The sequence below is a fragment of the Pseudomonas sp. GW101-3H06 genome, from assembly GCF_059424605.1.
This window is the reverse complement of record NZ_JBWKZO010000001.1, coordinates 4,847,523-4,865,531: the sequence shown is the minus strand read 5'-3', so window position 1 is coordinate 4,865,531 and position 18,009 is coordinate 4,847,523. Positions and strand designations below refer to the sequence as shown.

At 59.6% G+C, this 18,009-nt stretch carries 17 protein-coding genes; all 17 read left to right on the top strand.

Translation table 11 applies throughout. The features are described from left to right. Positions 1–12 precede the first annotated feature (12 nt). The 17 genes from AC07ZE_RS22250 to AC07ZE_RS22170 all read left to right on the top strand — a co-directional run bounded on the left by AC07ZE_RS22250 (position 13) and on the right by AC07ZE_RS22170 (position 18,004). On the top strand, positions 13–1,605 hold the full coding sequence (locus AC07ZE_RS22250) for a flagellar hook-associated protein 3 (RefSeq protein WP_207266653.1): 1,593 nt from the start codon (positions 13–15) through the stop codon (positions 1,603–1,605). 314 nt (positions 1,606–1,919) lie between these two features. Then, a complete protein-coding gene (locus tag AC07ZE_RS22245; protein WP_095195731.1) occupies positions 1,920–2,849 on the top strand; it encodes a ketoacyl-ACP synthase III in 930 nt (309 codons plus the stop codon). 244 nt (positions 2,850–3,093) lie between these two features. Next, on the top strand, positions 3,094–4,539 hold the full coding sequence (locus tag AC07ZE_RS22240) for a flagellin N-terminal helical domain-containing protein (RefSeq protein WP_207266652.1): 1,446 nt from the start codon (positions 3,094–3,096) through the stop codon (positions 4,537–4,539). Between the two features lie 74 nt (positions 4,540–4,613). Beyond that, positions 4,614–4,964 (top strand): flagellar protein FlaG, encoded by a 351-nt coding sequence (locus AC07ZE_RS22235; protein WP_207266651.1) that lies wholly within the window; start codon positions 4,614–4,616, stop codon positions 4,962–4,964. Positions 4,965–5,045: 81 nt separating this feature from the next. Then, the gene (fliD, locus tag AC07ZE_RS22230; RefSeq protein ID WP_207266650.1) at positions 5,046–6,431 is read left to right on the top strand and encodes a flagellar filament capping protein FliD; all 1,386 of its coding nucleotides are present in this window, start codon (positions 5,046–5,048) and stop codon (positions 6,429–6,431) included. A 155-nt stretch (positions 6,432–6,586) separates the two neighbouring features. After that, complete coding sequence (gene fliS, locus AC07ZE_RS22225; RefSeq protein ID WP_095195727.1) at positions 6,587–6,982, top strand: flagellar export chaperone FliS; 396 nt, start codon at positions 6,587–6,589, stop codon at positions 6,980–6,982. A 17-nt stretch (positions 6,983–6,999) separates the two neighbouring features. Then, complete coding sequence (fliT, locus tag AC07ZE_RS22220) at positions 7,000–7,296, top strand: flagellar protein FliT (RefSeq protein WP_095195815.1); 297 nt, start codon at positions 7,000–7,002, stop codon at positions 7,294–7,296. 172 nt (positions 7,297–7,468) lie between these two features. Beyond that, on the top strand, positions 7,469–8,944 hold the full coding sequence (locus AC07ZE_RS22215) for a sigma-54 dependent transcriptional regulator (protein ID WP_137805375.1): 1,476 nt from the start codon (positions 7,469–7,471) through the stop codon (positions 8,942–8,944). Between the two features lie 128 nt (positions 8,945–9,072). Next, positions 9,073–10,278 (top strand): sensor histidine kinase, encoded by a 1,206-nt coding sequence (locus AC07ZE_RS22210; protein WP_207266649.1) that lies wholly within the window; start codon positions 9,073–9,075, stop codon positions 10,276–10,278. A 5-nt stretch (positions 10,279–10,283) separates the two neighbouring features. After that, positions 10,284–11,675 (top strand): sigma-54-dependent transcriptional regulator, encoded by a 1,392-nt coding sequence (gene fleR, locus AC07ZE_RS22205; RefSeq protein ID WP_207266648.1) that lies wholly within the window; start codon positions 10,284–10,286, stop codon positions 11,673–11,675. 146 nt (positions 11,676–11,821) lie between these two features. Then, positions 11,822–12,151, top strand: a complete 330-nt coding sequence (gene fliE / locus AC07ZE_RS22200) for a flagellar hook-basal body complex protein FliE (RefSeq protein ID WP_175389139.1) — start codon at positions 11,822–11,824, stop codon at positions 12,149–12,151. Between the two features lie 15 nt (positions 12,152–12,166). Continuing rightward, on the top strand, positions 12,167–13,954 hold the full coding sequence (gene fliF, locus AC07ZE_RS22195) for a flagellar basal-body MS-ring/collar protein FliF (RefSeq protein ID WP_207266647.1): 1,788 nt from the start codon (positions 12,167–12,169) through the stop codon (positions 13,952–13,954). Continuing rightward, complete coding sequence (gene fliG, locus AC07ZE_RS22190; RefSeq protein WP_095195723.1) at positions 13,947–14,966, top strand: flagellar motor switch protein FliG; 1,020 nt, start codon at positions 13,947–13,949, stop codon at positions 14,964–14,966. The genes fliF and fliG overlap by 8 nt, the downstream gene beginning before the upstream one ends. Positions 14,967–14,970: 4 nt before the next feature. Next, on the top strand, positions 14,971–15,756 hold the full coding sequence (gene fliH, locus AC07ZE_RS22185) for a flagellar assembly protein FliH (protein ID WP_207266646.1): 786 nt from the start codon (positions 14,971–14,973) through the stop codon (positions 15,754–15,756). Beyond that, a complete protein-coding gene (gene fliI, locus AC07ZE_RS22180) occupies positions 15,746–17,104 on the top strand; it encodes a flagellar protein export ATPase FliI (RefSeq protein ID WP_207266645.1) in 1,359 nt (452 codons plus the stop codon). The genes fliH and fliI overlap by 11 nt, the downstream gene beginning before the upstream one ends. A 6-nt stretch (positions 17,105–17,110) precedes the next feature. Continuing rightward, on the top strand, positions 17,111–17,560 hold the full coding sequence (fliJ, locus tag AC07ZE_RS22175; protein WP_095195720.1) for a flagellar export protein FliJ: 450 nt from the start codon (positions 17,111–17,113) through the stop codon (positions 17,558–17,560). Positions 17,561–17,704: 144 nt separating this feature from the next. Beyond that, the gene (locus tag AC07ZE_RS22170; RefSeq protein WP_137805381.1) at positions 17,705–18,004 is read left to right on the top strand and encodes an STAS domain-containing protein; all 300 of its coding nucleotides are present in this window, start codon (positions 17,705–17,707) and stop codon (positions 18,002–18,004) included. Positions 18,005–18,009 lie beyond the last annotated feature (5 nt).

The following is an 18,009-nucleotide window of genomic DNA, read 5'->3' as shown; positions in this document are numbered from 1 at the left end:
GAGCCGTAGAACATGCGCATTTCTACAGCACAGTATTACGCGACTACGGCTGCCAACTATTCTCGCAACCTCAACAATGTGATGAAAACGGCTGAGCAGGCCAGTAGCAACCTTAAACTCACGACAGCCGCGGATGATCCGGTCGGAGCCGCACGGCTGCTGCAACTGGAACAGCAAAAAGCCATGCTGGGCCAGTACACCTCCAACATCAACGCGTTGAACACGGCTCAGGCGCAGGAAGAAAGCGTGCTGGACAGCATCAACAACGTGCTGCAGAAAGTCAGCGAGTTGGCAGTGCGCGCCGGTGGTGGTTCGTTGAACGACGATGACCGTAAATCCATTGCGGCGGAGCTCAAGCAGTCCGAAGAGCAATTGCTGACCTTGATGAACAGCAAGGACGCCAACGGCAAGTACATCTTTTCCGGTGCCAGCAACAACACCCAGCCTTTTGTGCGCAACAGCGACGGCACCTACAGTTATCAGGGTGACCAGACCCAGCTGGAGTTGAAGATCGGTGACTCGATGTCGCTGGGCTTGAACGATACCGGTTGGGAGGTATTCCAGCAGGCGATCAACGCGGCCCGCAGTTCGACCACCATGACCGCACCAGCCGTGGATGACGGGCGTGTGGCTTTGTCGCCCGGGCTGGTCAACTCCGGTCCGGCCTTTGATGCGAACTTCCGCCAGGGCCAGCCTTACACCCTGTCGTTCACCAGCAGCACCCAGTATGTGATCACCGATGCATTGGGCAATGACGTAACGGCTGAATCGACGCAGTCTGGCAAGTTCGACCCGAATGCCAAGGGCGGTTCCGATATCAACTTCCGTGGCGTGACGTTCAAGCTGGATATCACCTTCCAGCCGGGCGACAACCCTGCTGACTCCGCCAGTGCCGACGCGGTGATCGCCGGTCACAGCTTCCAGCTGACGGCCAAGCCCGACAGCTTCGTCAGCAACCGTGCCCCGAGCAACGCCTCGACGGCGATCATCAGCCAGACGGCGGTGACCAACGCCGCCGACTACCAGAGCTTTTTCCCGGAAGGCGGAGCGGTTCTGAAGTTCACCGGTCCCGGTACTTTCGAGCTCTACGCCCGTCCATTGACCAGCGGCAGCACGCCGGTAACCACCGGAACCGTGGTGGCTGGCGTGGCGACGGCGGCGGGTGTCAGCTTTACCCTCGGTGGCACGCCCCCGACGCCGGCGGCAGGTGATCAGTTCGACATCGCGGTCAATACTCACCAGACCCAAAACGTGCTCGACACCATCAGCCAGCTGCGTACGGCGCTCGACGCGCCGACCCAGGGCAATCCTGCTGCACAACGTTTTCTGGAAGACACGGTCGCTTCGTCCATTGCCAACCTGAACAACTCCAAGAACCAGGTGGACCTGGCGCGTGGTGCGATCGGTGCCCGGGGCAACGTGATGGACATGCAGCGCGACCAGAATACGAGTACCGGCTTGATCAACGAATCGACATCGAGTGGTATCAGGGATATCGATCCGGCAGAAGTGCTGACGCGCCTGACACTGCAGCAGACCATGCTGCAGGCCGCGCAACTGGCGTTCGCCAAGGTTTCCCAGTTGAGCCTGTTCAACAAGCTTTGAGTCGGTCTTGACCGCTCGCGGCCAGTCCCTGTCATAGGGGGCTGGCTTTTTTTTGCCTTTTTTTTGAATGAAGTGAAGCAGGGCGGGGGGGCAATCCTGGCCACAAAATCAAATAAAGCAGCGATCTCTGAGTGACCCGTCAGTCAAAACGCGCATCTTCACTGTATCCTGTCTGCGGGCGGTGAAGGTGGGAGGGTTGTTCAAGGTGATACCTTGAGTCCCGACGTTGCTTCTTCTGGGGGCCTGGCCCCGACTGTAGACGCCCTCGATTCAGCGAGCGGCGATGTTCAGCTGTTTATTATTGGGAAGCCATAATGATTGGCATAAAAAATATAGCGAGTTACGTGCCGACAGCCGGGGTTGATAACTACGCCCAGGGTGCAAAGTTCGACAAGGACGAAACCTTCATCCTTGGCAAGATCGGTTCGGCGTTTTTGCCGCGCATGGATGCCGATCAGGAAACTTCCGACCTGTGTGTCGAAGCAGCCAATGCGCTGTTCGCCGCCAGTCCCGAACTCAAGCGTGAAGCCATCGACTGCCTGATCGTCGTCACCCAGAACGGTGATGAAGAAGGGTTGCCGCACACCGCCGCAATCGTTCAGGACAAGCTGGGTCTGCCGACCCATGTCGCCGCTTTCGATATTTCCCTGGGTTGCTCCGGCTATGTCTACGGCATCTACGCGATCAAGGGCTTCATGGAAGCGGCGGGGCTGAAAAACGGCCTGCTGATCACCGCCGATCCTTATTCGAAGATCGTCGACCCGGAAGACCGCAACACCACCATGCTGTTCGGCGATGCCGCGACCGCGACCTGGATGGGCGAAGACCCGATCTGGCAGCTGGGCAAATCGAAGTTCGGTACCGACGGTTCCGGCGCACCGCACCTGAAGGTCACCGACGGGGTGTTCTTCATGAACGGCCGCCAGGTGTTCAACTTTGCCTTGCTCAAAGTTCCGGCGCATTTGCATGAGCTGCTGGACGAATCGCACTTGCAGGCCAGCGATATCGACGCCTTCTGCATCCACCAGGGCAGTGCAGCCATTGTCGATGCCGTGGCGCGCCGCTTCGAAGAAGGTGAGCCGGAGAAGTTCGTCAAGGACATGCTCGAAACCGGTAACACCGTTTCGTCGAGTATCCCGCTGCTGTTGCAGAACCATGTGTTCGATTCGAAGTGGACGCGTGTGGCCATCAGTGGCTTCGGTGTAGGTCTGTCGTGGGGTTCGGCGATTCTCTATCGCGGCTGATCGAATCCTTGCAATAAAAAAACGCCCGGAAACGCAAGCTTCCGGGCGTTTTGCGTTTTCTGGCGCCGATTTTCTGGCTCCAAGGCCTTGAAAACAAAGGGCTGGCACCCTGCCACTAAAAAATTCAAAAAAAGCCCTCAAGCAAACCAGTACCACGACGATAACTATTACGTAGGTTCTCTAGGCCAAACCCGACGGATGTCAGGGCCGGAAGCCGAAGTATCCATCCAACGAGGATTTCGTCATGGCTTTAACAGTAAACACTAACATTGCATCGCTGACCGTTCAGAAGAACCTGACCCGCTCGTCCGACGCTCTGCAAACTTCGATGCAACGTCTGTCTTCCGGCCTGCGTATCAACAGCGCTAAAGACGATGCGGCCGGCCTGCAAATTTCCAACCGTCTGACCAGCCAGATCAACGGCCTGGGCACTGCCATCAAGAACGCCGGTGACGGTATCTCCATCGCGCAAACTGCTGAAGGCGCGATGCAAGAATCCACCAACATCCTGCAGAAAATGCGTACCCTGGCTCTGGCTTCCGCGAACGGCTCGCCAAGCGCCGAAGACCGTAAGTCGAACAACGCTGAATACGCTGCTCTGACCTCCGAGCTGACCCGTATCGCTACCACCACTACTTTCGGTGGTCGTAACCTGCTGGACGGTTCTTTCGGTACCACCGCTTTCCAAGTGGGCGCCAACGCCAACCAGACCATCAACATGACTCTGGGCGACGTATCGGCTAACAACATCGGTTCCCAGCAGCTGAAATCCGTGGCCATCGCGCCTAACGCTACCGGTGTTGCCGGCGGTGCAATTGCTATCACCGGTGGTGGCCAGACCGCTAGCATCACTGTTGCCGCTGGTCAGTCCGCCAAGGCTACCGCTGCTCAGATGAACGGCGCTATCGGTGGTCTGTCGGCTACTGCCAGCACTGAAGTCAAGTTCGGTGTCAACACCGCAGCCATCACTGGTGCTGCTCCAGGTACCGCGAACTTCTCCATCCAGGTAGGTTCGGGTACTGCGGTCAACCTGGTTGGTGTAACCGACACTGCTGGTCTGGCTGACCAACTGAAGTCCAACGCTGCCAAACTGGGCATCAGCGTTAACTTCAACGCCACTACCAACAACCTGGAAATCAAATCCGACACCGGTGAGAACATCATCTTCGCCGGCGCTGACGCCAGTGCTCAGGCTGGTATCACTGTTGCGGCAAAAAATGGTGCTGGTGCATTCGGTGCCGGTGTTCCCGCCACCGCCGCTGCTCTGCAAGTGACGGGTGCTGTTTCCCTGAACTCCACCAACAGCTACTCGCTGAACGGCGCTGGTGCTACCGGTCTGTTCGTGGCTGCCGGTACTACCGTCAGCTCGGCCAAAACCGTCGTCAGCAACACTGACGTGACCACTGCTACCAACGCGCAAAACGCTGTTGACGTGATCACCCAGGCGATTGCCAACATCGACTCCCAGCGTGCTGACCTCGGTGCGGTACAAAACCGTTTCGACAGCACCGTGTCGAACCTGCGCAGCATCTCGGACAACTCCACAGCTGCTCGTGGTGTGATCCAGGACGTTGACTTCGCGGCCGAAACTGCTCAGCTGACCAAGCAACAAACCCTGCAACAGGCTTCCACCGCGATCCTGTCCCAGGCCAACCAGCTGCCATCGGCTGTACTGAAGCTGCTGGGTTAATCCTGCGCTTTGATGACTGACGGAAGGGCGCGTTTACGCGCCCTTTTGTTTTTTTCATGATGAGGAGTTCAGGCATGGACATGAGCGTCAAGTTGAACCAGTCCTATCCCGCCGTTGCCCCTCAGGGCGCGACGCCGAATGTCACTGACAAGCAGGAGCAGTCCAGGGCCGAAGTCGTTTCGGTCGCGAAATCCGAGCCCAAGCGCGACGACCTGGAAAAAGCTGTCACCGATATTCAGGAGTTTGTCCAGGCTGCGCAGCGCAATCTGGATTTTTCCATTGATGATTCCACCGGCCGGGTCGTGGTCAAGGTCATCGCCACCGACACCGGTGACGTGATCCGCCAGATCCCTTCGGAAACCGCGTTGAAACTGGCGCAAAGCCTGTCGGACGCCAGTAGTTTGTTGTTTGACGACAAAGTCTGAACTGGCATGAATTTTGTTGCTGTCGCCGATTAAAGCGCACTTTGTCAAGAAGTCGGCAGCCACTGGATAAGGAGAGAGATGATGGCGGGTACAACGGTTAGCGGTATTGGTTCGAACATCGATACCCAGTCGATCGTGAAGTCTTTGGTCGATTCCGAAAGGGCGCCGAAACAGACGCAGATCAACAACCAGACGCTCAAAGCAACCACCTCGCTGTCGTCTATCGGCAAAATCCAGGCGGCGCTGGATGCCTTCCGTGGTGCGTTGGACAACATGAAAACCGCCTCCAGCTTCAGTGGCTTGAGCGGCACTTCCTCTGACGAAAAAGTCGCCACCGTGACCACTGGCACCGGCGCGGCTGCAGGCAGTTTTTCGTTGCTGGTCACCCAGTTGGCAACCGCGTCGAAAATCTCGACCAAGGTCTTTGCCGGTGGCGCTTCTTCGGTGGTCAACGCGGGTTCCGTACCCAGCACGCTGACCATCAAGCAGGGCACCGACACCTTTGACGTCAGCGTTCCTGCGGGTGCGACCTTGCAGCAGGTGCGGGACTCGATCAACTCTCAGTATGCCAACAAGGGGTTGAGTGCCAACATCCTGACCGACGCCAATGGTTCCCGGATGGTGCTGACTTCGACCACTACCGGCGTCGGTACGGACCTGACACTGTCGGGTAACTCGGGTCTGGAAACCGGCACCTCGGTTCTTGCTCCTCCGCAGAATGCCAAGTACACGCTTGACGGCGTGGTGATGGAATCCAAGAGCAACACCATTGCCGACGCGGTAAGCGGCATTACCGTCAAGCTGACGGGGGTTTCCCCCTTGCCGTCTGGTGGTGGTGCGGCAACGCCGGCAACCATCACTGTGTCTGCCAACAGTTCGACACTGAAGTCGTCGGTAAAAGGCTTTGTCGATACGTACAACGCTCTGATCAAGGCGGCCAATGCCGAGACCCAGGTAACCACCAATGCTGATGGTTCAGTGACGTCGGGAGCCCTCACCGGGGATGCTTCGCTGCGTTCCCTGCTGTCGGCGGTGCGCACCGAGCTGAACGCGATGGGTGGAACCGGTCAGATGAAGTCGCTTGCTCAATTCGGCGTCAAGACCGACCAGAAGACCGGGTTGCTGTCGATCGACGATAAGTTGTTCGACGCCGCAGCGCAGACCAATGCCGCCGACATCAACGGCATTTTCAGTGGTGATACCGGCTTGCTGGCGCGCATGAAGACTGCCACGGAGAGCTTCGCCCTGAGCAAGACCGGCGTGTTTGCTGCGCGCTCGGCTAGCTTGACCGATAGCCTGAACGACCTGAAGAAGCAGCAGGATTCCCTTGATGCGCGGATGGTCAGCCTGCAAGCGAGCCTGACGGCCAAGTACACCGCCATGGACTCCCTGGTGGCGAAGCTGCGGGCGCAGAGCGACAGCATCATGACCACGCTCAATGCGCTGAACAATCCGAAGTCCGACTGATCCGGATCAGGCGTAAAAAAACCCAGGCAGGCTGTCATGACAGCGCCTGGGTTTTTTCATGTGTGGCGGGTCTGCGTTAAAGTTATGTGTCGACCAGTCGACATAAAGATCAGAGCACTCCTAATTCCAGCTGTTGTCTGTCACGAGGTAGAAACATGAACCCCATGAGAGCCCTTCGCCAATATCAGAAGGTCAATTCCCATGCCCAGATCTCTGAAGCCAACCCCCATCGCCTGGTGCAACTGCTGATGGAGGGCGGGTTGGATCGCATGGCCCAGGCCAAGGGCGCCATGGAGCGGGGCGATATCGCACTCAAGGGGTTGATGATGGGCAAGGCTGTAGACATCATCATCGGTTTGCGCGACGGTTTGAACCCGGAAAAAACCGACGATCCGGCTTCGCTGCAGCAGCTCGACAATTTGTACGCCTATATGATGACGCGTCTGATGGAAGCCAATCGCGATAACAAGGTCGAAATCATCGATGAGGTATCGGGTCTGCTCGAGACCCTGAAAAGCGGTTGGGATGCAATAGCCAGCCCACAGGCCTGATGGCCGAGGATGACATCATGAGTCAAGCACTGCGACGCATAGAAGAAACCCGCGAAGCCCTGGTCGATGCCTTGGCGGCGCGCAACTGGGATGCCATCGGTGAGCTGGATACGACCTGTCGCGAATGCGTCGACGAGGTGCTCAGTGAGGCGCCGATCGACGAAGAAGCGTTACGGACTAATCTGGAAGGGCTGCTGGCCGTCTATAAAGAGCTGTTGACTGCGACTATGGGCGAGCGCCAGGCGATAGTCGACGAGATGTCGCAGATCAACCAAGCGCAAAACGCGGCAAAGGTTTACCATCTGTTTGGTTAATTGACGCCAGTTAATCCAAACATAGTGCGCCATAAATTTGACTGTGCACGGTTTTTTGACTTAACTAGTGGCTGTTCCAGATTTCAGTCGTCTTCAGGCATGACCGTGCCTGCAAGCGTTTAGCTTGCCCCAGCATTTTGGGCATTGAGTTGACTAGGGAAGTTGCTATTGCATGTGGCGTGAAACCAAAATTCTGCTGATAGATGACGATAGCGTCCGCCGCCGCGACCTGGCGGTGATTTTAAATTTTCTCGGCGAAGAAAATTTACCCTGCGGTAGCCACGACTGGCAGCAGGCTGTCGGCTCTTTATCGTCTAGTCGAGAAGTAATCTGTGTCCTGATCGGGACGGTCAATGCTCCTGGTGCGCTTCTGGGCTTGCTAAAGACACTCTCGACATGGGATGAGTTCCTTCCGGTTTTGTTAATGGGCGATAATTCTTCCATTGACCTGCCGGAGGATCAGCGTCGCCGGGTGCTTTCCACGCTCGAAATGCCGCCCAGCTACAGCAAATTGCTCGATTCGCTGCACCGTGCCCAGGTCTACCGCGAAATGTACGACCAGGCCCGCGAGCGCGGTCGTCATCGCGAACCCAATCTTTTCCGCAGCCTCGTCGGCACCAGCCGAGCGATCCAGCACGTGCGCCAGATGATGCAGCAGGTCGCCGACACCGACGCCAGCGTGCTGATCCTCGGTGAGTCGGGGACCGGCAAGGAAGTGGTTGCGCGCAACCTGCATTACCATTCCAAGCGCCGTGAAGCGCCGTTCGTACCCGTGAACTGCGGGGCGATCCCGGCTGAGCTGCTGGAAAGCGAATTGTTCGGTCATGAGAAGGGTGCCTTTACCGGGGCGATCACCAGTCGCGCCGGGCGTTTCGAGTTGGCCAACGGCGGCACGCTGTTCCTCGATGAAATCGGTGACATGCCGCTGCCAATGCAGGTCAAGCTGCTGCGCGTGTTGCAGGAGCGCACCTTCGAGCGCGTGGGCAGCAACAAGACCCAGAGCGTCGATGTGCGGATCATTGCAGCGACGCACAAGAATCTCGAAAGCATGATCGAGATCGGTACCTTCCGCGAAGACCTGTACTACCGCCTGAACGTGTTCCCGATCGAGATGGCGCCGCTGCGCGAGCGTGTCGAGGACATTCCGTTGCTGATGAACGAGTTGATCTCGCGCATGGAGCACGAGAAGCGTGGCTCGATCCGCTTCAACTCCGCAGCCATCATGTCCCTGTGCCGTCACGGCTGGCCCGGTAACGTCCGCGAGCTGGCGAACCTGGTGGAGCGCATGGCGATCATGCATCCGTACGGGGTGATCGGCGTGGTCGAACTGCCGAAGAAATTCCGCTACGTCGACGACGAAGACGAGCAAATGGTCGACAGCCTGCGCAGCGATCTTGAAGAGCGCGTGGCCATCAATGGTCACACGCCGGACTTCAGCGCCAACGCCATGCTGCCGCCGGAAGGCCTGGACCTGAAGGACTACCTCGGTGGCCTGGAGCAGGGGTTGATCCAGCAGGCGCTGGATGATGCCAACGGCATCGTCGCGCGCGCTGCCGAACGGTTGCGCATCCGTCGTACCACGCTGGTGGAGAAAATGCGCAAGTACGGCATGAGCCGTCGTGATGGAGATGAACAGGCGGATGATTGACGCCTGTTTTTCAAGCTATTCATTTATAAGCGGTTTTTTTTAGGCACGGGTATTGCTACACCCCTCGCAACGTTCCGTTTCACTGACGGTCAGCCAAGCGAGAGTGCACGATGCCCCAAGCCGCCCAGATGTCTCCTGCCCCAGAAACCCTGGGGCAACCGTCGTCCGTAGAGCAGGCAAGCCGGCTTGGCCTCGAGCAGGCTTTCGCCCTGTTCAACCAGATGTCCAGCCAGTTGACCAGTTCCTACAGCATGCTCGAAGCCCGGGTTACCGAGCTCAAGGGCGAGCTGGCGGTGGTGAGTGCGCAGCGCATGCAGGAACTGGCGGAAAAAGAACGCCTGGCCAATCGTCTGCAAAACCTTCTCGACCTGTTGCCCGGTGGCGTCATCGTCATCGACGCCCAAGGCATCGTGCGCGAAGCCAATCCGGCGGCTTGCGAGCTGCTCGGCCTGCCGCTCGAAGGCCAATTGTGGCGTCACGTCATTGCGCGCTGTTTTGCCCCTCGTGAAGACGACGGTCATGAAATCTCCCTCAAGGACGGTCGACGCCTGTCGATCGCCACGCGCTCGCTGGATGCCGAGCCCGGTCAGCTTGTGCTTTTGAATGACCTGACTGAAACCCGGCACCTGCAGGATCAACTGGCCCGTCACGAGCGTCTGTCGTCCCTCGGCCGCATGGTGGCGTCGCTGGCCCATCAGATTCGCACCCCCTTGTCCGCCGCCTTGCTTTACGCCAGTCATTTGACCGAGCAGCAATTGCCGGTCGAGACCCAGCAGCGTTTCGCCGGGCGTCTCAAGGAGCGATTGCATGAGCTGGAGCATCAGGTACGCGACATGCTGGTGTTCGCCCGCGGCGAATTGCCTTTGACCGACCGCGTAACCCCCAAACAGCTGTTGCAATCATTGCAGGCGGCCGCACTGACCCATGTGCAGGACATGCCGATCCGATGGCAGTGCGACAGTCATGCCGGCGAATTGCTGTGCAGTCGTGACACCCTGGTCGGGGCGCTGCTCAATCTCATCGAAAACGCCATTCAAGCCAGCGCCGGTGACGTGCGCCTGAAGGTCCATCTGTATACCCGCGACAGCCAATTGCGCGTGTGCATCAGCGACAGCGGCAGCGGTATCGAACGCGCCGTACTGGCGCGCCTCGGCGAGCCGTTTTTTACCACCAAGGCTACCGGGACCGGCCTCGGCCTGACCGTGGTCAAGGCTGTGGCCCGTGCCCATCAGGGCGAATTGCAATTGCGCTCGCGCCTGGGTCGTGGCACCTGTGCGCAGGTGATCCTGCCGCTTTTTTCTGCTGAAAAAACCAGCGCTCAGGGAGCGGAGTGAAGGTCATGAGTATCAAGGTTCTACTGGTCGAGGATGACCGTGCATTGCGTGAAGCGCTGGCCGATACGCTGTTGCTCGCCGGCCATGATTATAAGGCCGTGGGTTCGGCAGAAGAGGCCTTGGCCGCCGTCGACGCCGAGGCGTTCAACCTGGTGGTCAGCGACGTCAACATGCCGGGCATGGATGGTCATCAGCTGCTTGGCTTGCTGCGCACGCGTCAGCCGCAGCTGCCGGTGTTGCTGATGACCGCTCACGGCGCCGTGGAGCGGGCGGTGGATGCGATGCGTCAGGGCGCGGCGGATTATCTGGTCAAGCCATTCGAGCCCAAGGCCTTGCTCGATCTGGTCGCACGCCATGCCCTGGGCAGTCTCGGTACCGCCGACAGCGAAGGGCCGGTCGCCTTCGAGCCGGCCAGTGCGCAACTGCTGGAGCTGGCCGCGCGCGTGGCGCGCAGTGATTCCACGGTGTTGATCTCCGGCGAGTCCGGGACAGGCAAGGAGGTGCTGGCGCGCTACATTCACCAGCACTCCCATCGTGCCAGTCAGCCGTTCATTGCGATCAACTGTGCGGCGATCCCGGACAACATGCTGGAAGCCACGCTGTTTGGTCACGAGAAAGGTTCGTTCACCGGAGCCATTGCAGCGCAGGCGGGCAAGTTCGAGCAAGCCGATGGCGGGACCATTCTGCTCGACGAAATTTCCGAAATGCCCCTGGGCCTGCAAGCCAAATTGCTGCGTGTGCTGCAGGAGCGCGAGGTGGAGCGGGTTGGCGCGCGCAAGCCGATCATCCTGGACATTCGGGTGGTTGCAACCACCAACCGTGACCTGGCCGCAGAAGTGGCGGCGGGGCGCTTCCGTGAAGACCTTTACTATCGCCTGTCCGTGTTCCCGCTGGCGTGGCGTCCGCTGCGCGAGCGTACTGCCGATATCCTGCCGCTGGCCGAGCGCCTGCTGGCCAAGCACGTCAATAAAATGAAGCATGCCGCGGCGCGATTGTCGCCCGAAGCCCAGGCGTGCCTGATCGGTTACCCGTGGCCTGGGAATGTGCGCGAACTGGATAACGCGATTCAGCGCGCATTGATCCTGCAACAGGGCGGTTTGATCCAGCCACAGGACTTCTGCCTGACCGGGCCGATTGCCGGCGCGCCTCTGCCGGTTTCGATGCCGGCGACCACGCCCGTACGCGCCGTGGAGGTCGAGACTGAATCCGCCGGGGTGCTGGGCGACGACCTGCGCCGGCGCGAGTTCCAGATGATCATCGATACCTTGCGCACCGAGCGTGGCCGGCGCAAGGAAGCGGCGCAAAAGCTTGGCATCAGCCCGCGGACCTTGCGCTACAAGCTGGCGCAAATGCGTGATGCGGGTATGGATGTGGAAGCCTATCTGTTCGCCACCTGAAAGTTTTTGTGGCAAGACACATAGCAGAGTAAGGCTTTTGTTTAGAGCGGCCACCGAGCTGGCACCCTTGTTGCTAACACCTCACTACCCGCCGAGCGAGTGTCAAAAAATTGCGGGTCGCCAACGACGCGTCAAAGAGAGAAACCATGAGCCAAGGTATTGAATTCAATCGGTTGATGCTGGATATGCGCGCCATGCAAATGGACGCCATGTCTGCGCCGAAATCGACTGCCGCCGTCCCTGAACTGAATGGCAGCAGCTTTTCCGACATGCTCGGTCAGGCCGTCAATAAAGTGAACGACACCCAGCAGGCGTCCAGTCAGTTGGCCAACGCCTTCGAGATCGGCAAGAGCGGCGTCGACCTGACGGACGTAATGATTTCCTCACAGAAGGCCAGCGTGTCGTTTCAGGCGTTGACCCAAGTGCGTAACAAGTTGGTTCAGGCCTACCAAGACATCATGCAGATGCCGGTTTAAGGACGAGATTGAGTCATGGCAGAAGCAGTCGCCGATAATGTTCCGGCCAAGGCCACACCCGTAGACGGCAAGCCGCCGCTGTTCGGGTTGTCCTTTCTGGAAAACCTCTCCGAGATGACCATGTTGCGTCAGGTGGGCCTGTTGGTCGGCCTGGCGGCGAGCGTGGCGATTGGTTTTGCCGTGGTGTTGTGGTCTCAGCAGCCGGACTACCGTCCGCTGTACGGCAGCCTTGCCGGTATGGACGCCAAGCAGGTCATGGATACCCTGGGTGCCGCCGATATTCCCTATACCGTTGAACCCAACTCCGGTGCCTTGCTGGTCAAGGCCGAAGACCTGTCCCGTGCACGCCTTAAACTGGCCGGCGCTGGTGTCACTCCCAGCGACGGCAACATCGGCTTCGAAATTCTCGACAAAGAGCAGGGTCTGGGTACCAGCCAGTTCATGGAAGCCACCCGCTACCGTCGTGGCCTCGAAGGCGAACTGGCCCGCACCATCTCCAGCCTGAACAACGTCAAGGGTGCCCGCGTGCACCTGGCGATTCCCAAGAGTTCGGTGTTCGTGCGCGATGAGCGCAAGCCGAGCGCGTCGGTTCTGGTTGAACTGTATTCCGGTCGCTCGCTGGAGCCGGGCCAGGTCGTGGCCATCGTCAATCTGGTGGCGACCAGCGTTCCCGAACTCAGCAAATCGCAGATCACCGTGGTCGACCAGAAGGGCAACCTGCTCTCGGATCAGGCGGAAAACTCCGAACTGACCATGGCCGGCAAGCAATTCGACTACAGCCGTCGCATGGAAAGCATGCTTACCCAGCGTGTGCACAACATCCTGCAACCAGTGCTGGGCAACGATCGCTACAAGGCTGAAGTGTCCGCTGATGTGGACTTCAGTGCGGTCGAATCGACTTCCGAGCAATTCAATCCGGATCAACCGGCGTTGCGCAGCGAGCAGTCTGTCAACGAACAACGTACCGCCAGCAATGGTCCGCAAGGCGTGCCGGGTGCCCTGAGCAACCAGCCACCGTCGCCGGCATCCGCGCCGCAAACGACCGGCGGCGCCACTGCCGCGGCGGGCATGGTGCAGCCAGGCCAGCCACTGATCGATGCCAATGGTCAGCAAATCATGGACCCGGCCACCGGTCAGCCGATGCTGGCGCCGTACCCGGCGGACAAGCGTCAACAATCGACCAGGAACTTCGAGCTCGACCGTTCCATCAGCCACACCAAACAGCAGCAGGGTCGATTGAATCGCCTGTCGGTGTCGGTGGTGGTGGATGACCAGGTCAAGGTCAACCCGGCCAGTGGCGAAACCACCCGTGCGCCGTGGACGGCCGATGAATTGGCGCGCTTCACACGCCTGGTCCAGGATGCGGTCGGTTTCGACGCCAGCCGTGGCGACAGTGTCAGCGTGATCAATATGCCGTTCTCCGCTGATCGCGGGGAAGTGATTGCCGACATTCCGTTCTACTCCCAGCCGTGGTTCTGGGACATCGTCAAGCAAGTGCTGGGTGTCTTGTTCATCCTGGTGCTGGTGTTCGGCGTGCTGCGTCCGGTACTCAACAACATCACCGGTAGCGGCAAGGACAAACAGTTGGCCGGCATCGGCAGCGACGTCGAGTTGGGTGGCATGGGCGGCCTGGACGGCGAACTGGCCAACGACCGTGTCAGTCTCGGCGGCCCGACCAGCATCCTGCTGCCGAGCCCGAGCGAAGGCTATGACGCACAGTTGAACGCAATCAAGAGTCTGGTGGCAGAAGACCCGGGTCGTGTGGCTCAGGTCGTGAAAGAGTGGATTAACGCAGATGAGTGATAACCGAGCCGTTGCCGCCAAACTGACCAAGGTCGACAAAGCCGCGATCCTGCTGCTGTCCCTGGGCTCTACCGACGCTGCCCAGGTGCTGCGCCACATGGGACCCAAGGAGGTCCAGCGTGTGGGCGTGGCCATGGCCCAGATGGGTAACGTGCATCGCGAGCAGGTCGAGCAGGTGATGAGCGAGTTCGTCGACATCGTTGGCGACCAGACCAGCCTGGGCGTCGGCTCCGACGACTACGTGCGCAAAATGCTCACCCAGGCTCTGGGTGAAGACAAGGCCAACGGCCTGATCGACCGTATCCTGCTGGGTGGCAACACCAGTGGCCTCGACAGCCTGAAGTGGATGGAACCGCGCGCGGTTGCTGACGTGATCCGTTACGAGCACCCGCAGATCCAGGCGATCGTGGTGGCGTATCTCGATCCGGACCAGGCCGGTGAAGTCCTCGGCAACTTCGACCACAAGGTCCGGCTGGATATCATTCTGCGGGTCTCTTCGCTGAACACCGTGCAGCCGGCGGCGCTGAAAGAACTCAACCAGATTCTCGAGAAGCAGTTCTCCGGCAATTCCAATGCTTCGCGCACCACCCTGGGTGGCATCAAGCGCGCGGCCGACATCATGAACTTCCTCGACAGCTCGATCGAAGGTCAGCTCATGGACTCGATCCGCGAAGTCGACGAAGACCTGTCCGGTCAGATCGAAGACCTTATGTTCGTGTTCAACAACCTGGCCGATGTCGACGACCGCGGAATCCAGGCGCTGCTGCGCGAGGTGTCCTCCGACGTGCTGGTGCTGGCCCTCAAGGGCTCGGACGAAAACGTCAAAGAGAAGATCTTCAAGAACATGTCCAAGCGGGCTGCCGAACTGTTGCGCGACGACCTCGAAGCCAAAGGGCCGGTACGCGTCAGCGACGTGGAAACCGCGCAGAAGGAAATTCTCACCATCGCCCGCCGTATGGCCGAAGCCGGAGAAATCGTTCTCGGCGGCAAGGGTGGCGAGGAAATGATCTAACACCATGGCCAAGCATGACGATGAACCCACTGACCTGATCCGGGCCAGGGATGTCAGGGGTTTCGATACCTGGGCGCTGCCCAGCTTCGACCCGCCGGAACCCGAGCCTGAACCGGAGCCGGAACCCGAGCCGCCGGAAATGGAAGAGGTGCCGCTGGAGGAAGTCCAGCCACTGACCCTCGAAGAACTCGAAAGCATTCGCCAGGAAGCCTACAACGAAGGCTTCGCGGTGGGCGAGCGAGAAGGTTTCCACAGCACCACGCTCAAGGTTCGTCAGGAGGCGGAAGCCGCGCTGGCGCCCAAGATCGCTGGGTTGGAGCAACTGATGGGGCACCTGTTCGAGCCCATCGCCGAACAGGACACACTGATTGAAAAATCCCTGGTTGATCTCGTGCAGCACATCACCAGGCAGGTGATTCAGCGCGAACTGGCCATCGACTCGACACAGATCGAGCACGTGATGCGCGAAGCGCTCAAGTTGCTGCCGCTGGGCGTGGGCAATGTGCGGCTGTACATCAATCCGCAGGATTTCGAACAGGTCAAAGCCCTGCGTGAGCGCCATGAAGAAACCTGGCGCATCGTTGAGGACGAGTCGCTGTTGCCGGGCGGTTGCCGGGTAGAGACCGAGCACAGCCGTATCGACGCCACGGTCGAAACCCGTGTCAAGCAGGTCATGGACAAGTTGTTCGATCAACTGCACGAACAGGCCTTGCACCCGGCCGCGCCGGACGTGAGCCTTGAACTGCCGATCAAAGGCAAGCCTGCGCCGGACATTCCCGATGCGCCTTGAACGCACCAGTTTCGCCAAGCGCCTGGGCAGTTATGCCGAGGCCACGCAACTGGCGGGCGCACCGATCCTCGAAGGCCGCCTGCTGCGCATGGTCGGCCTGACCCTCGAAGCCGAAGGCTTGCGTGCGGCCATGGGCAGTCGCTGCATGGTCATCAACGACGACAGCTATCACCCGGTGCAGGTCGAAGCCGAAGTCATGGGCTTCTCCGGCAGCAAGGTCTTTCTGATGCCGGTCGGAAGCGTCGCCGGTATTGCGCCCGGCGCCCGGGTTGTTCCGCTGTCGGACAGCGGCCGCTTGCCGATGGGCATGAGCATGCTCGGCCGGGTACTCGATGGTGCCGGCCGTGCGCTCGACGGCAAGGGCGGGATGAAGGCCGAAGACTGGGTGCCGATGGACGGCCCGACTATCAACCCGCTCAAACGCGAACCGATCAGCGAACCGCTGGATGTGGGCATTCGTTGCATCAACGGTATGTTGACGGTCGGTCGCGGTCAGCGGCTCGGTTTGTTCGCCGGTACCGGTGTCGGTAAGTCCGTGCTGCTGGGCATGATGACCCGCTTCACCGAGGCCGACATTATCGTCGTCGGGCTGATTGGCGAGCGGGGTCGTGAAGTTAAAGAATTCATCGAGCACATCCTTGGTGAAGAAGGGCTCAAGCGCTCGGTGGTGGTGGCGTCCCCGGCGGACGATGCACCGCTGATGCGTCTGCGCGCGGCCATGTATTGCACGCGCATCGCCGAGTATTTCCGCGACAAGGGCAAGAACGTCCTGTTGCTGATGGACTCGCTGACCCGTTTCGCCCAGGCCCAGCGGGAAATCGCCCTGGCCATCGGCGAGCCGCCGGCTACCAAGGGCTATCCGCCGTCGGTGTTCGCCAAGCTGCCGAAACTGGTGGAACGGGCCGGCAATGCCGAGAAGGGTGGCGGTTCGATCACTGCGTTCTACACCGTACTGTCCGAGGGCGATGACCAGCAAGACCCGATTGCCGACTCGGCGCGAGGTGTGCTTGACGGGCACATCGTGCTGTCGCGGCGACTGGCTGAGGAAGGGCATTACCCGGCCATCGACATCGAAGCGTCCATCAGCCGGGTCATGCCGGCGGTGGTGTCGCCGGAACACATGAGCCGAGCGCAGTATTTCAAGCAACTGTGGTCGCGTTATCAACAGAGCCGGGACCTGATCAGCGTTGGCGCTTACGTCGCCGGCGGGGATCGCGAAACCGATCTGGCGATTTCCCTGCAACCGCAACTGGTCAAATACTTGCGTCAGGGCCTCAACGACAGCATCAGCCTGGGCGAAAGCGAAGCGTACCTCGCGTCGATCTTCGCGCCCGCAGCGGGCGGTTAACCGATCATGGCCCAGACTCGGGCGGGGCGCCTGGCCCCTGTGGTGGAAATGGCCGAAAAGGCCGAGAAAACCGCCGTCCAGCGTTTGGGGCACTTTCAGGGTCAGGTGCGCCTGGCGGAAAGCAAACTCGCCGACCTCGAAGCCTTTCGTCTCGACTACCAGGAACAGTGGATCGTGCGCGGCAGCGGCGGCGTGTCCGGTCAATGGCTGCTGGGGTACCAGGGTTTTCTGGCGCAACTGGGCACGGCCATCGATCAACAGCGGCAAAGCCTGGCCTGGCACCAGAACAACCTGAACAAGGCGCGGGATACCTGGCAACAGGCCTTCGCGCGGGTCGAGGGATTGCGCAAGCTGGTTCAGCGTTATATGGATGAAGCGCGGGCGCTGGAAGACAAGCGCGAGCAAAAGCTGCTGGACGAATTGTCCCAGCGCTTGCCGCGCCAGGATCAGTATTGAATCAATTGGACCGCGTTATCTGTGGGAGCGAGCCTGCTCGCGAAGAGAGACTCAAAGCTCCCACCGTTTTGCTGCCTTGCCCCAACCTCTACCAAATGCTAAACCTTGTACAAGCAGGTTTACCAATGACAAGGAAGCCATGACATGTCAGTCGTTACAGAAGTCTCTGCGGATGGGCAAAAACTGACGATATCGGTCAGGGGGCGATTCGATTTCGCCAAGCATCAGGAATTTCGGGAATCCTATGAGGACAAAGCGCTCGCCGAGGTCGTGATCGATCTCAAAGAGGCAACCTATCTCGACAGTTCCGCCCTGGGCATGCTGCTCCTGTTGCGTGATCACGCCGGTGGCGACGATTCCGATATACGCGTGGTCAACAGCAGTTCCGACGTGAGGAAAATCCTCGCCATCTCCAATTTCGACAAACTGTTCGACATCAGTTGATCGTC